The organism is Mycobacterium botniense (assembly GCF_010723305.1).
Classification (GTDB): Bacteria; Actinomycetota; Actinomycetes; order Mycobacteriales; family Mycobacteriaceae; genus Mycobacterium; species Mycobacterium botniense.
The window spans coordinates 286620-300706 of the sequence record NZ_BLKW01000002.1 but is presented as its reverse complement, the minus strand read 5'-3'; the positions used below and the strand labels follow the sequence as shown (position 1 = coordinate 300706).

The 14087-nt window shown below is 67.3% G+C and carries 10 protein-coding genes and 3 pseudogenes; 7 read left to right on the top strand and 6 right to left on the bottom strand.

Annotation, left to right across the window (positions count from 1 at the left end; all coding sequences use genetic code 11):
* Window positions 1-76 precede the first annotated feature (76 nt).
* The 4 genes and pseudogenes from G6N08_RS01665 to G6N08_RS21230 all read left to right on the top strand — a co-directional run.
* Window positions 77-910, top strand: a complete 834-nt coding sequence (locus tag G6N08_RS01665) for an exodeoxyribonuclease III (protein WP_163753650.1) — start codon at window positions 77-79, stop codon at window positions 908-910.
* A gap of 15 nt (window positions 911-925) precedes the next feature.
* Window positions 926-1945: a tryptophan--tRNA ligase gene (trpS, locus tag G6N08_RS01660; RefSeq protein ID WP_163753648.1), complete on the top strand. Its 1020-nt coding sequence runs from the start codon at window positions 926-928 to the stop codon at window positions 1943-1945.
* A 40-nt stretch (window positions 1946-1985) separates the two neighbouring features.
* Window positions 1986-2894 carry an inner membrane protein YhjD gene (yhjD, locus tag G6N08_RS01655; protein WP_371868982.1) on the top strand — a complete coding sequence of 303 codons (909 nt, stop codon included), beginning with the start codon at window positions 1986-1988 and terminating at the stop codon, window positions 2892-2894.
* Window positions 2895-2971: 77 nt separating this feature from the next.
* Window positions 2972-3369, top strand: a pseudogene (locus tag G6N08_RS21230) (2Fe-2S iron-sulfur cluster-binding protein); the annotation flags it as partial.
* On the opposite strand, the pseudogene G6N08_RS21225 reads toward G6N08_RS21230, so the two are convergent.
* Window positions 3364-4488 (bottom strand): annotated as a pseudogene (locus G6N08_RS21225) (Mu transposase domain-containing protein); the annotation flags it as partial. The pseudogenes G6N08_RS21230 and G6N08_RS21225 overlap by 6 nt on opposite strands.
* Window positions 4489-4778: 290 nt before the next feature.
* On the opposite strand from G6N08_RS21225, the gene G6N08_RS01645 reads away from it, so the two are divergent.
* The 3 genes and pseudogenes from G6N08_RS01645 (at window position 4779) to G6N08_RS01635 (ending at window position 7387) form a co-directional block, all read left to right on the top strand.
* The gene (locus G6N08_RS01645; protein WP_163753644.1) at window positions 4779-5285 is read left to right on the top strand and encodes a hypothetical protein; all 507 of its coding nucleotides are present in this window, start codon (window positions 4779-4781) and stop codon (window positions 5283-5285) included.
* A gap of 39 nt (window positions 5286-5324) precedes the next feature.
* Window positions 5325-6238: pseudogene (locus tag G6N08_RS21220) on the top strand (hypothetical protein); the annotation flags it as partial.
* 51 nt (window positions 6239-6289) lie between these two features.
* The gene (locus tag G6N08_RS01635; protein WP_443093834.1) at window positions 6290-7387 is read left to right on the top strand and encodes a beta-propeller fold lactonase family protein; all 1098 of its coding nucleotides are present in this window, start codon (window positions 6290-6292) and stop codon (window positions 7385-7387) included.
* A 212-nt stretch (window positions 7388-7599) separates the two neighbouring features.
* Here G6N08_RS01635 and nagA read toward each other — a convergent pair whose 3' ends face one another.
* The 5 genes from nagA to G6N08_RS01610 form a co-directional block, all read right to left on the bottom strand.
* Complete coding sequence (nagA, locus tag G6N08_RS01630) at window positions 7600-8745, bottom strand: N-acetylglucosamine-6-phosphate deacetylase (RefSeq protein ID WP_163753639.1); 1146 nt, start codon at window positions 8743-8745, stop codon at window positions 7600-7602.
* Window positions 8742-9755 (bottom strand): SIS domain-containing protein, encoded by a 1014-nt coding sequence (locus G6N08_RS01625; RefSeq protein ID WP_163756518.1) that lies wholly within the window; start codon window positions 9753-9755, stop codon window positions 8742-8744. The genes nagA and G6N08_RS01625 overlap by 4 nt, the downstream gene beginning before the upstream one ends.
* Window positions 9756-9816: 61 nt before the next feature.
* The gene (locus G6N08_RS01620) at window positions 9817-11217 is read right to left on the bottom strand and encodes a sugar porter family MFS transporter (RefSeq protein WP_163753638.1); all 1401 of its coding nucleotides are present in this window, start codon (window positions 11215-11217) and stop codon (window positions 9817-9819) included.
* Between the two features lie 91 nt (window positions 11218-11308).
* The gene (gene dacB1, locus G6N08_RS01615; RefSeq protein WP_163753637.1) at window positions 11309-12517 is read right to left on the bottom strand and encodes a D-alanyl-D-alanine carboxypeptidase DacB1; all 1209 of its coding nucleotides are present in this window, start codon (window positions 12515-12517) and stop codon (window positions 11309-11311) included.
* Between the two features lie 114 nt (window positions 12518-12631).
* Window positions 12632-13987, bottom strand: a complete 1356-nt coding sequence (locus G6N08_RS01610; RefSeq protein ID WP_218033361.1) for an aspartate aminotransferase family protein — start codon at window positions 13985-13987, stop codon at window positions 12632-12634.
* Between the last annotated feature and the right edge of the window lie 100 nt (window positions 13988-14087).

Sequence of the window (14087 nt, the reverse complement as noted above, 5' to 3'; positions counted from 1 at the left end):
GCAACAAGGGGCGCGGCGTGTCGCGGGCGCGCAGCGGTTGGCAACCGCCGGCAGCAATCGATTAGGGTCGCTGCCGGTGATCATCAGCACCGTCAACGTCAACGGCATCCGCGCGGCGGTCCGGCAGCGTTCGGCCGCCAACCCGGGCCTGTTGGGGTGGCTGGCCCGCAGCACGGCCGACATCGTTTGCCTGCAGGAGACCCGTGCCGACGACGATCAGGTGGCGTCGGCGCTGGCGCCGGTGATCGACGAGGGCTGGCATCTGGTTTCGGCAAGCGCAAATGTCAAGGGGCGCAACGGAGTAGCAATACTATCGCGGTGGCCATTCGCCGCGGTGCGGGTCGGTGTGCACCCCGATGACGAGTTCGCGGCTCACGGCCGGTATCTGGAAGCCGATCTGGACGGGGCGCCGCTTGCAGGCAGGCTGACGGTGGCCAGCGTCTACATCCACACCGGGGAGGCGGGCACACCCCGGCAGCTGGAGAAGGAGCGCTTCATGGCGGCGCTCGCGAAGCGGATGGCGCTCCTTTCCGGGGAATCCCACGATGTGGTGGTGTGCGGCGACTGGAATATTGCGCACACCGAAAACGACATCAAAGCCTGGAAGGCCAATGTGGCCAAGTCGGGCTTTTTGCCCAGTGAGCGCGCGTGGCTGACTGAACTGTTGGCGGACGGATGGGTGGACGTGGTGCGCCGGGCCCACCCGGGTAGGGCCGGTCCGTACAGTTGGTGGAGCTGGCGGGGCCGGGCCTTCGACAACGATGCCGGCTGGCGTATCGACTATCAACTGGCGAACACGCGGCTGGCGGAGCGGGTGGTTGGCGCACGCGTCGAGCGTCCGGCGGCTTATGCGCTGCGCTGGTCGGACCATGCGCCGGTGACCGTGGAATACGGTCCGGTCCGGCCATGACAAGATCGAGTCATCATGAGCAGTGTTACCGGATCCCGCCGGGTGTTTTCTGGTGTGCAGCCCACCTCGGAGTCGCTTCACCTCGGCAACGCCTTGGGCGCGATCAGCCGCTGGGTCGAGCTGCAGGATGACTACGAGGCGTTTTTCTGCGTGGTCGACCTGCACGCCATCACCGTCCCGCAGGATCCCGACACACTGCGGCGGCGCACCCTGGTCACCGCCGCACAGTACATCGCGTTGGGTATCGACCCTGCCCGCAGCACGATCTTCGTGCAAAGCCATGTGCCCGCGCACACCCAGCTCGCCTGGGTGCTGGGCTGTTTCACCGGTTTCGGCCAGGCATCGCGGATGACGCAGTTCAAGGACAAATCGGTGCGACACGGCAGCGAATCCGCCACGGTCGGCTTATTCACCTACCCAGTGCTGCAGGCGGCCGACGTGCTGGCCTACGACACCGACCTGGTGCCGGTGGGGGAGGACCAGCGCCAGCATCTCGAACTGGCCCGCGACATCGCGCAACGGTTCAACAGCCGCTTCCCGGACACCTTCGTGGTTCCTGACGTGCTGATTCCGAAGACCACCGCCAAGATCTATGACCTGCAGGACCCGACAGCGAAGATGAGCAAATCGGCATCCACGGAGGCCGGATTAATCAACCTGCTCGATGATCCGGCCCTGTCGGTCAAAAAGATCCGCTCGGCTGTGACCGACAGCGAAAAAGATATCCGCTACGACCCGGACAGCAAGCCGGGCGTGTCGAACCTGCTGTGCATCCAGTCCGCGGTGACCGGTGTCGAGATCGACACACTCGTGCAGCGCTATGCCGGGCACGGCTACGGTGACCTCAAGAAAGACACTGCCGAGGCTGTCGCGGAGTTTGTGGCACCGATCAAGGCCCGAGTCGACGAATTGATCGCCGACGCCGCCGAATTGGAGGCGGTGCTGGCCGCCGGAGCAGCGCGGGCCGCCGATGTCGCCGCGAAAACGGTGCAGCGGGTGTATAACCGGCTTGGGTTCCTGCCACGACGCCGGTAGTGCGGTGAGCAAACCGGCCAAACCGACCATTGTGGCCCGGATGCGGGCACGGTACGGCTGGTTCGACCATGTCCTGCGCGCCAACGAGCGCTTCAACGCGGGGAATGGCAATTTCTTGGCCGCCGGCCTCACCTACTACACGATCTTCGCGTTGTTCCCGCTGCTGATGGTCGGTTTCGCGGTGGTGGGATTCATGCTGTCCCGCCGCCCCGATCTGCTCACCCGCATCGACGGCCGCATCAGAGCATCGGTGTCAGGCGAGCTGGGCCAGCAGCTTATCGGGTTGATGAATGCAGCGATTGACTCGCGCACATCCGTCGGTGCGGTCGGTCTGGCCACCGCGGCGTGGGCAGGCCTGAGCTGGATGGCCAACCTGCGGGAAGCGCTGAGCTGCATGTGGAAATGCCAAGCCAGGCCAGCGGGTTTGGCGCGGACAAAACTATCCGATTTGGCGGCGATGCTGTCGGCGTTCCTGGTCACGGTTGCCGCCATCGCGCTGACAACGCTGGGCGACGCGACGGTGATGGCGAGGATGTTGCGGTGGGTGGGTATCCACGACCTGCCCGGGTTGGGTGTGATCCTTCGTGGTGTTTCACTGCTGATGTCGGTGCTGGTGTCGTGGCTGTTGTCCACCTGGATGATCGCCCGGTTACCCCGGGCTCGGGTCAGCCTCGCGATCTCGGTGCGGGCGGGGTTGCTCGCAGCGGTCGGTTTTGGGCTGTTCGCACAGATTGCCTCGGTCTACCTGCGGGCCGTTCTCCGCACACCCGCGGGTGCCACGTTCGGGCCGGTGCTGGGCGTGATGGTGTTCGCCTATATCACCGCCCGGTTGATTCTGTTCGCCGCCGCGTGGGCGGCAACCTTGGCTGAGTCTGCAGCGGTCCCCGATCCCCGCGGTGCTGGGAACAGCTGCGGCACGGGGTCTTTCCCTGCTGGCCCGGCTGCGTAGATCTCGCGGGACGCGGGTCAAGGGCACGCAAGCTCGCGGCGAACCTTCGAGTGTGTGATGTCCGTCAAGACCTTGGGCTCGGTTCCCGGTACGCCGACCGGCTGGAGATCAAACACGTGCTTTCCCGTGAGCCACATCGCAATCCGCCGCTGACCGGGCGGATCGATCGCCCCAGATTGCGGACCTGGCTAGCCGAGGAGCTGCGCCCCGGCGAGGTGGACGAGTGGTTCTTGTGTGGTCCACCGGGGTTAATCGAAACCGCACGCGAAACGCTGCTGGCGCACGGTGTCGACCCTAAACGGATCCATCTGGAGCTGTTCTACGGCTATGACACCACTGGCGTGAGCAATCCGGCGGTGCATGCGGCACCTGCCGGGCCAAGCTGCTCAACGGTACGGTGGTGATGGAACACAACTTCGCCCTTGGGCACGACGCCCTCGATCAGGGCTGCGTGCTGACCTGCCAGGCAGGTCCACGGCGGCGGATGCTCCAATACCGCGGCCGCATAGGCACCAACGTGAGCGCCATGGGCGGAGGCCTGGCGTTGCAACGTGTTCAGATCACGCATGGCGTAGGCCGACACCTGCGCGGGCAGATCGGCAGGATCAGTGCGCCGACGGCCCGGACCCACCACGGGATGGACCTTGATCAACTCACCACGCCAATACAGTTTCACCGTGCGCGTATCGACACGGGCATCCAGCCGCCGCCCGACCAGCTGGCCAGGAACGCTGTCAAGCGCCCGAGCGATCTGCACGTGTCGATCCGAAGCGACCTTGGGATGAGTCCAGGTCGGGATGTCAAATGGCTCGTCAGGCAGCGGCTTGAGCTTGGGCTGTTCTTCGATGGCGAAAACCTCGGCCGGGCGACACCGGGTGGTGCCGTGTTTGCGCATCCCGGCCACCTCGGCGCACCACCGCGCGGCGCGGGCCCGGCAGGCGTCGATGTCGCGAAACTGTTCTCCGGCAAAGAAACTCGACCGAACATACGGCACACAACGCTCGACGCGCGGCTTGGCCACCGGAATACCCTGTCGTTGCAGGTGGGCCCACATCTTGGTCGCGCCGTAGAGTGACTCGGGCTTACGGCAACCATCAGCATCGGGGATGTAGTGGCCCGGCCAGGATCTCGGCGACCGTCATGTCCCACAAGGCTTTCGATGGTCGGCGAGCCTGCCCGGCGTAGAAGGTTCTCGGGGCAATCGTGCAGCCGTGCTCACTGAGCATGCGGCAGATCGGAGCGACCCCGAACCGAGCACGATGCTCGGCAATGAACTCACAAATCAACGGTGTCGCGGGTCGCTCCCCCGCGCGAAGAAACTTGTTGCCGCCTTCAGGATTTCGATGGTTTGCTCAAGCTAACGGTTCTTCTTGCGTAGCTCACGCAACTCCCGGCTCTGCACGGTCGACACCCCAGTGGCCTGGCCTTCGTCGATCTCGACCTGGCGCACCCACTTGCGCTGGGTCTCCGGCCCTCATCCCAGCCGGGCCGAGATGGCCCGCATCGCCGCCCACTCGGTGTCGTACTCGTCGCGATGCTCCCGGACCAGCCGGACCGCCTTGGCCTTCGCGTCCTGATCGTACCTCGTTGCCATCGTGGCATCCTTCCCTCAAAAGAAGATGTGCACGAAACCCGGGATGGTCCGGGTGGTGTTAACGGGGTTGGACGGTAACGCGTGACGAGTTGAGTTATTGATCACGAGTTGATAACGATTCTGGGGTTGTGGCCCATATCGGGGTGATCAACTTTTTTAGCCTTAACATCCGTTAAGAATCGGTGTGGGTTTTCTCAGCCTGTTGTCGGTGAGGAGTGGGTATGGCTCGGCGGGCCGGTAAGCGTAATCGGCGGTCGTGTGGGGTGCAGCGGTGTTGTGGGGCGGCAGGGGTGGGTGCGACGGTGGGGGTGTTGTGGGCTGGGGTGATGGCTCCGGTGGGGGGGGTGGCGGTGGGGCGCGCTGATGTGGTGGATGTGCTGGTGGATCCGATTGTGGAGTCGGTGTTGGCGGCGCTGGGTGTTGGGGGGCTGGCTGATGTGGGGTCGGCCACGTCGATGCCGGCCGATGTACTGGGGGGGTTGGATGCGGCGCTGGTGGGGGTGGTGCAAGACCTCAACAACGTGGTGAACGGGGTGGCCCAGGATTGGATTACCAGCCCGATCGGGGGGCCTGTTGATGAGGTGATCAACACCCCGTTTGTGTTGTTGTTTGGCCGGGATTTGATTGGTAACGGGATCAATGGTTTCACCGGGACTAATGATTCGCTGTTGGGTAGCTCGGGGTTGTTCGGCAATCTGAGTGATGGCGGGTTTTTGATCGGTAACGGCGGCACCGGGGCCACGGGGGTGGCCGGGGTTGATGGGGTGCCGGCGGGATTGGGGGGTCGGCCGGGCTGATCGGTGATGGGGCGCCGGCGGGGGGTTGATAGGGGTGCTGGTGGTGCAGGGGGCACCGGTGGGTTGCTGCTGGGCAATGGTGGTGAGGGGGGTGCTGGTGGGGACGCTGTCACCGCAGGTGAGCCAGCAGGGCCAGTGGTGCAGGTGGTTCGGCGGTGTTGTTCGGTAACAGCCGGTGGCGCCGGTGGGGCGGGGGCGAGTGGTGGGGCGGGCAGTGCGGGGGTGGCTGGTGCGGCCGGCACACTGGATCAGGTTAATGGGGGTGTGGGCGGTGCCGGGGGTGTGGGCGGTGCCGGGGGCGCCGGTGGTGCGGGGGGTGCGGGGGGTGCGGCCGGGTCGTTTATTGGTGACGGTGGTGCTGGTGGTTCTGGGGGTGCTGGCGGGGCCGGTGGTGTTGGAGGTGTGGGGGGTGCGGGGGGTGCGGGGTACACCGCAACCGGGCACGCTGGTCTTAGCGGCGGCGACGCGGGTACCGGTGGGGCCGGGGGTAATGGGGGGGCTGGCGGTAATGGCGGTGCCGGCGGCGATGGGGGTGTCGGCGGTCTTTTCGGTTCCACCGGCACTGGGGGTAACGGCGGGGCTGGTGGCGCCGGTGGTGATGGCGCAAATGGTGCGGCGGGCACAGCGGGTGGTAATGGGGCTGATGGTGCGGAGGGAACGGCGGCGGATCCCACCGGGGGCGCTGGCGCTAATGGCGGTACCGGGGGCGCCGGAGGTGTCGGGGGTGCTGGCGGTGCGGGGGGTCAAGGGGGCGGCGGGCACCGGCAGTGTTGATGGGCAGCCCGGGGCCGGCGGGATCGGTGGTAACGGCGGGGATGGCGGTGCCGGCGGTGTCGGGGGTACCGGCGGGAACGGGGGCCGGGTATTCGCAGACAACCGCTGGCCTGGCCGGCGGTAACGGCGGCACGGGCGGAACCGGGGGCAATGGGGGTGCCGGCGGGGCGGGCGGCGCGGCCGGTGAGGGGGGTCTTAACGGGGCCGGGGCCGATCGGGCAGCCTCCGGGATGGCGGGGACGGCCGGTAACGGCGGTAACGGCGGCGCCGGCGGCAACGGCGGCGCCGGCGGCTCCAGCACTGTCGCTGCCGGCAGCCCAGGCGAGAAAGGCAGCCCGGGCGGCAGCCCCGTCGGCAGCACCGGCGGCACCGGCGGGGCCGGCGGGACCGGCGGAGCCGGCGGGGCCGCTGGGGCGACCAGCATCCCCGTGGGCTCTGAGCCGGAAGGGGTGGCGGTCGCCCCCGGCGGCGTCACCGGCGCCGGTGATGTCTACGTGGCCAATTCGGGCTCTGGCGACGTGTCGGTGATCGACCCCAGCACTGGTGCCGTGGCCGCCACCATTCCCGTGGGCTCTGAGCCGTATGGGGTGGCGGTCGCCCCCAGCGGGGTCACCGGAGCCGGCGACGTTTATGTAACCGGAGAAGGTGGGGAGGTGTCGGTGATTGATCCCAGTACCGACACGGTGATCGCCACCATCCCCGTTGGTTCTTCGCCGAGCCCGGGGGTAGCGGTGAGCCCGCAGACCGGTGACGTCTATGTGACCGGCGTTGACGATGTATCGGTGATTGATCCCAGCACTGATACCGTGATTGCCACCATCCCCGTCGGTGGAGTTGGGGTGGCGGTCGCCCCCGACGGGGTCCCCGGCGCCGGCGACGTCTACGTGGCCACTGGCGATGTGTCGGTGATTGATCCCAGCACTGATGCCGTGATCGCCACCATCCCCGTGGGCGATGGAGCGCACTGGATAGCGGTCGCCCCCGACGGGGTCCCCGGCGCCGGTGACATCTACGCAGCCAACACCAGCGATGTAGTGTCGGTGATCGATCCCAGCACCAACACCGTGATCGCCACCATCGACATGGGGACGTATACCACGGGCACTTATGGCGTGGCGGTGAGCCCCCAGACTGGTGATGTCTACGTCGTCGACATTGGTGATAAAGCTGTGTCGGTGATCGATCCTGCCACCGACACCGTGATCGCCACCATCGGCGTGGGAAGCGCGCCACAGTTCGTGGCGGTCAGCCCGACCGGCCCGCAGGCCGGCGACGCCTATGTCACCAACTTGGCTAATAACACGGTGTCGGTGATTTCTGCTGGTTGAGAGGCTCTTCCGGAAATGCAGTGCAGCTGAGGGTGTGTGATTTCGAAGATTCGGTCGTGTCGGTGAGCTGAGACAGGCAATGGGGGGCAGAGGATGCAGGTGTCGAATCCTCATCGCCTAGCGGCCATGGATCGCTAGCGACCAAGGATCACTGGGTTCTTCAAGGGTGGGTCACGATGACGGTAAACCGGTCGGGCGGCGAGTACAGGGGGTCAGGAACCGGGCTGCACCCGCCACTCGCCGTTGGCCATGACGGCCCTCACCTGCAAATCGCGGTCCAGCACCACCAAGTTGGCGTCGAAGCCGGGGTGCAGCCTGCCCAGGTTGTCCAAGCCCAGCGCGCGCGCCGGGGTGGTCGCGGTCATGCGCACCGCGGCGGCAAGCGCGGCATCCGAACCGTCGCCGAGGCCGACCGCCGCGCGGAAGAGCTGGTCCATGGTGCTGGTACTGCCCGCGATGGTTGCCGTGCCGTGCACCCGCGCCACCCCTGAGACAACGTCGATAGGCAGCGCTCCCCACCGAAATGAACCGTCACCGAGTCCGGCCGCCGCGGTGGCGTCGGTGATGACGGCGACCCGGGCTGGCCCGGCAGCATCGATCACCGCGCGCATCAGCGCGGGGTGAACATGCACGCCATCGGCGATGATTTCGACGGTCACCTGCTCCTCTTGCAGCAGAGCAAGCGCCGGTCCCGGTTCGCGTTGATGAAGCGGCCGCATCGCGTTGAACACATGCGTTCCCACCGTCGCGCCGGCGCTGATCGCGCGCCGCGTCTGCTCGTACGTCGCATCGGTATGCCCGACGGCCACCACCACGCCGGCGTCGCGGAAGCGTTTGATGGCCGCGGCGCAGCCGGGCCGCTCCGGGGCCAGCGTCACCATCCGGATCGCGCCGTCGCCCGTCGTAAGCACGGTGTCGATCTCGTCGGGCTCGGGATCACGCAGCTGTCCGCGGTCGTGTGCCCCGCAGTGTGCCGGGCTGAGCCAGGGCCCCTCCAGATGAATCCCCGCGACAACACCCTGGCGTGTTGCCTCGGCGAGGGTGCGCACCGTTGCGAGCAGATTTTGTCGCGATGCGGTGAGCAGGCTGGCCATCGTCGTGGTGGTGCCGTGCCGCAAGTGAAACGCCGCGGCCCGCGCGATAGCGGCTGGGTCGTCATGGTAGAACGCGCCGGCGCCGCCGTGCACATGCATGTCGACGAAACCGGGCACCACCACCGCATCGGGCACGTTGACGTCGGCCGGCCGCGGGGGCGGGCCCGGCCCGCACGCGACGATCTGCCGCCCGGACGTCTGCACCCACCCGGGCCGGCAGATCCGGTCGTCGATGGCGACGATCCCGGCGCCGATCAGCGTCATAGCGTCGCGGTGACCTTGTGCAGGCCGCGCGGCTTGTCCGGGTCGCCGCCGCGGGCGATCGCTAACTGCAGCGCCAGTTGTTGCAGCGGAAGGATTTCCAGTAACGGCGACAACTCCTGGGGTATCCCGCCGGGCAGGGTGATCCGGGTCGCCAGCTGATCCGGTATGGGGCCGGCGCCGACGCCGACGATATCGGCGCGGCGTTCTGCCAAGCGGGACAGCACCGGCAGCATCGCCCGCCCGGCGACGCCTTCGGGGACGACGGCCAGCACGGGCACCTGGGTGTCGACCGTGGCAAGAGGACCGTGCAGCAGGTCCGCGCCCGAAAAAGCCTGCGCCGACAGGTAGCAGGTTTCCATCAGCTTGAGCGCGGCCTCACGTGCCGTCGCATAGGAATAGCCGCGTCCGGTGGTGATCAGCCGCTGCGCGAACCGGTAACGGTGAGCCACCGCGTCGACCTCGCCGGCCAGCACACGGTCGGCCACATCGGGCAGCGGCGTGGCGTGCTGACCGTCACCGCCGCGCAGACGGTCGAACAGCAGATACAGCACCAGCAGCTCGGCGGTATAGGACTTGGTCGCCGCCACTGACCGTTCCGGCCCGGCGAGCATGTCAACGTGCATCTCGGCCGCACCGGCCAGCGCGGAGGCGGGGTTATTGGTCACGGTCAGCGTCAGCGCGCCCTGCCGGCGGGCGGCCTCAACGCAGCGCACCAGATCGGGCGAGCTCCCGGATTGGCTCACCGCGACGTAGAGCACATCGCGCAGCTGCGGACGCGCCCCGTACACAGTTGTCGCGGACGGTGACACCAACCCGGCCGGCAACCCGTGGACGACCTCGACGAGGTACTTGGCGTACAGCGCTGCGTTCGCGCTGCTTCCGCGGGCGGCGAAAAGCACGAATCGCGGTGCGGCAGCAGCGATGCGGGCAGCCGCGGCGGCGATCGGCTCGACGGCCCGGGTCAACACCCGACGCCACACCCGGGGTTGTTCGGCGATCTCGGCGGCCATCAACCGGCCGCGGACAGCGGCCGCTGGGCTCACCGCCCCGCCTGGATGTGGACTGCGCTCATCATTGCCGGGATCCCGACAGCGCAATGACCGGCTCAGCGCCTGGTTTACCGCCGTTTTCCCAGAAGTGGCGGATATCCTCGAGCTGCCTGCCCTTGGTTTCCGGAGCCAGCCGGTACACGAATGCGAAACTACCGGCCGCGAGAAGACCGAACAGAGCGAATGTCCCTGCGCCCAGCGCATGCAGCATGGTGAGGAAAACAGCGGCGACGAGCGCGTTGGCCACCCGATCCGCCGCCAGCATCGCGCCGGACCCGATGGACCGCAGCCGTGAGGGCAGGCTCTCGCCAGCATAAACGCATATCAGGGCGCCGAAGCCGAGGTTGTAGCCGATCGTGAACACCAGCACGGCAAGAAACCCGAATGTTGTGGGCACAGCGCCCGCGCTTGGAACGACGAACACCCAGATCAGCAAGAGGTTTGCTGCCAGCATCATCGCGATCCCTGATAACAGGATCGGTCGGCGGCCCAGCCGGTCGACCAGGTCCATGGCGACGAACACCGCGGCCAGCGCGATGACCTGCACGAGAGCCGGCAGGACAAGCAGGGCGAAATTGCCGGTGAAATGCATCGCCTCGAAGAGCCGGGGGCTATAGCACACGATCGCGTTGATACCGGTGGCCTGGGAGAGAAACCCCAGCCCGAGGACGAAGATCATCGCGCGCCGGTAGGGGCTGCGCAGCATCTCGGTGAGCGCGCCGCCGCGTTCTTCTTCGACTGCGCGGCTGATCTCGGCGAGTTCGTTCTCGACGTCTGTGTCGGGCTCGATCCGCTGTAAGGCGTGGCGGGCTTCACGGACCCGGCCCTTGAGCATGTACCAGCGAGCGGTGCCGGATAGCCGGCGCAGCAGCAGCAGCACCAGCACGGCCGGCACGGCCGCCAGGCCCAGCATCGCTCGCCAGTTTTGCCAACTGGCGAGCAGGTAGGCGACCAGGTAACCGGCGATGATCCCGAGGACCGTCGCCACCTGATAGGCGACCAGCACGGAACCGCGTATCGCCGCCGGCGCGGACTCGGCGATGTAGACCGGAACCACGACGAGCGAAACACCGATAGCCACACCGACCAGCAGCCGAACCACCAGCAGCATCGTCACCGACGTCGATATTGCGCTCAGCACGGCGAATACCGCATACGCGGTGACCACCAGCACCATCGACGTCTTCCGGCCGATCGCATTGGCGAGCACGGCACCGCCCAGTGCTCCGGCGATCTCGCCGATCACCACAACCGTGATCACCAGTTCCTGCTGGTGTGTGGTCAAGCGGAACCCGTCGGTGAGGTACAGCAGCGCACCGGCGGTGCTGGACAGGTCATAGCCGGAGATGATGCCAACGCTGGCCGCGGTGAGCCCGACCACAAAACCCTGCCGGGAGCGTCGCAACTCGTCGATTCGGCCCACTCGCGTCCCCTCTCAGTGGGTGGGGTCTGCTATCCACCAATACCTGAGAGGCGCTCCGGCATGTCGGCGAGGGGTACGCCGGGGCGCGCGCTCAGGGCGCCGGTCGACGGTTTAGTGAGCGGGCGAGCATGATCAACGCCGCGACGATGACCGTCCCGATGACCGTCACACCCACCCGGATCGGCACTGCGTCGGCGGGGTGCGCAAGCGGGCCGCCGCGGGCGAGGGTTCCGGTGTCGTCGGCAGCAGCCTTGGCCGGTGACAGGGCGGGATCGGGTTCGACGAGTGTTCCGATCTGGGTGCCCGGGGCGGTCGCGAACCCGTAGTCCAGCAGGTGCGCCGCCTGCTGCCACGGGGGTATGGGTTCGCGGGTGCCATGTAACAGCACCACCAACAGCCGGCGCCCGTCGCGGCCGGCGGCGCCCACAAAGGTCTGACCCGCGTCATCGGTGTAGCCGGTCTTGCCGCCCAGCGCACCCGGGTAGTTGTAGAGCAGCTGATTATCGTTTTCCAGCTGGTAGCCGGGGTGATCGCCGTGCCCCGGGAAATCGAAGGTCCGGGTGGCCACGATGTCGGCGAAGGTCGGGTTCTGCCAGGCGTAGCGGTAGAACAGGGCGATATCGTAGGCCGACGTGCTCATGCCCGGCCCGTCCAGCCCGGACGGCGTCGCCACCCGGGTGTCGCGCCCGCCCAGTTTGGTGGCCAGCACATTGATCTTCGTTAATGCCGCCTGCATTCCGCCGAGCTGCCTGGCCAAGGCGTGCGCGGCGTCGTTGCCCGAATGCATTAACAGCCCATGCAGCAACTGGTTGACGGTGTAGGTGCCCTCCGGGGCGACGCCGACTTTGGTGCCCTCGGCGGCGGCGTCCTCGGCGGTGCCGGCCACCGTGGTGTTGAGGTTGAGCTCGGTGAGCGCCACCATGGCGATCAGCACCTTGATGACGCTGGCCGGGCGGTGACGCCCGTGCGGGTCTTTGGCGGCGATGACGGCGCCGTTGTCCAGGTCCGCCACCAGCCAGGCCTCCGCCGAGATATCACCGGGCACCGGCGGTGTGCCGGGCGCGGTGATGAGTCCGCACTCGCCCAACGCCTTTCCGCCCACCGGAGTCGCGGGCACCGGCAGCGGAAGCGGTGGATCTCCGGCGTGCGGGACCTCCGAGGAGTCCACCGCGGGCGGAGTGGACACCTTATAGGGGCAGTTGGCCGGGGCGGCATTCGGTTCGGCGCCGGCAGCCGGCAGGCCAAGCAGCACCAGGTACACCGTGGCTGCCAGGCACGATGCGGAACGTAAGAAGGCCATCTCTGTGCAGGGTAGGCGACCGGCGGCCGGATTCCCGGACGCCGCGCTGTGACGGGTGGGGTAGAAGTTAATATCGAGTCGAGGGGTGGCTCGGCCACTGCCGCATCGTGCCGCCTAGCGACGGCTGAGCACGGCGCGCAGGATGGATTCGATGGCGTCGAACTCGGCCGGGCCGCTGATCAGCGGCGGCGCCACCTGGATCGCCGGGTCACCGCGGTCGTCGATGCGGCAGTACAGCCCGGCATCGTAGAGCGCCGCGGACAGCTCGGGCAGCAGCCGGCGGCGTTCGTCGGCGGTGAAGGTTTCCTTGCTGGCCTTATCCTTGACCAGCTCGATGGCGTAGAAATAACCCTCGCCGCGGATATCACCGACGATGGGCAGGTCATCCAGCTTCTCCAGGGTGGCGCGCAGCTTCGGTGCGTGGTGCTTGACGTGGTCGTTGAGGCGCTCCCGCTCGAAGATGTCGAGGTTGGCCAGCGCGACGGCCGCCGACACGGGGTGTCCTCCGAAGGTGTAGCCGTGCGGGAACATCGTGTCACCGTCACCGAACGGTTCGAACAGTCGGTCGCTGGCGATCATCGCGCCGAGCGGTGCGTAACCCGATGTCAGGCCCTTGGCGCAGGTGATCATATCGGGCACATAGCCGAAATCGTCGCAGGCGAACATCGACCCGATCCGCCCGAAGCCGCAGATCACCTCGTCGGAGACCAGCAGCACGTCGTAGTGGTCGCAGATCTCGCGGACCCGCTCGAAATAACCTGGGGGAGGCGGGATGCAGCCACCCGCGTTTTGCACCGGTTCCAAAAACACGGCGGCGACGGTGTGCGGCCCTTCGAAGTCGATCGCTTCGGCGATGCGGTCGGCGGCCCAGCGCCCGAAGGCTTTGGCGTCGTTGTGCAACGGCTCGGGTGCGCGGTAGAAGTTGGTGTTGGGCACCCGGACACTGCCCGGTGTCAGCGGTTCGAACGGCGCCTTGTACTCGGGCACGCCGGTGATCGCCAGCGCCCCGTGCGGGGTGCCGTGGTAGGCGACCGTCCGCGAGATCGCCTTGTACTTACCCGGTTTGCCGGTCAGCTTGAAGTACTGCTTGGCGAGCTTCCACGCGGTCTCCACGGCCTCGCCGCCGCCGGTGGTGAAGAACACCCGGTTCAGATCACCGGGCGCGTAGTGCGCGATGCGCTCGGCGAGCTCGATCGCCGGTGCAGTGGCATAGGACCACAGCGGGAAGTACGCCAGCCTGCGGGCCTGCCGTGCGGCGGCCTCGGCGAGCTCGGCACGCCCGTACCCGACCTGCACCACGAACAGCCCGCTCAGCGCGTCGAGGTAGCTCTTGCCGCGGTCGTCGACAATCCGCACACCCTCACCACCAGTGATGATCGGCGGGCTGATGCCCGCACCGTGACGGGCGAAATGGCCCCACAGGTAGCGATCCGCCTTGGCCGACAAATCGGGGAACTCCATCCCCGCCATCTTGCCCGCGAGTGTCTCGTCCGGTGTGGACCGGGCCTGCCTAGACTCGGGGGTCAGTGACGGTCCCGGCACGGTGGCCCGCTGCTGCCGCGATCCTCGC

Coding starts and splice junctions, on each gene's coding strand:
- dacB1 (WP_163753637.1), bottom strand. CDS start 12,517: ATGGCCTTCTTACGTTCCGCATCGTGCCTGGCAGCCACGGTGTACCTG.
- yhjD (WP_371868982.1), top strand. CDS start 1,986: ATGCGGGCACGGTACGGCTGGTTCGACCATGTCCTGCGCGCCAACGAG.
- G6N08_RS01610 (WP_218033361.1), bottom strand. CDS start 13,987: ATGGCGGGGATGGAGTTCCCCGATTTGTCGGCCAAGGCGGATCGCTAC.
- G6N08_RS01635 (WP_443093834.1), top strand. CDS start 6,290: ATGGCGGGGACGGCCGGTAACGGCGGTAACGGCGGCGCCGGCGGCAAC.
- nagA (WP_163753639.1), bottom strand. CDS start 8,745: ATGACGCTGATCGGCGCCGGGATCGTCGCCATCGACGACCGGATCTGC.
- G6N08_RS01625 (WP_163756518.1), bottom strand. CDS start 9,755: ATGGCCGCCGAGATCGCCGAACAACCCCGGGTGTGGCGTCGGGTGTTG.
- trpS (WP_163753648.1), top strand. CDS start 926: ATGAGCAGTGTTACCGGATCCCGCCGGGTGTTTTCTGGTGTGCAGCCC.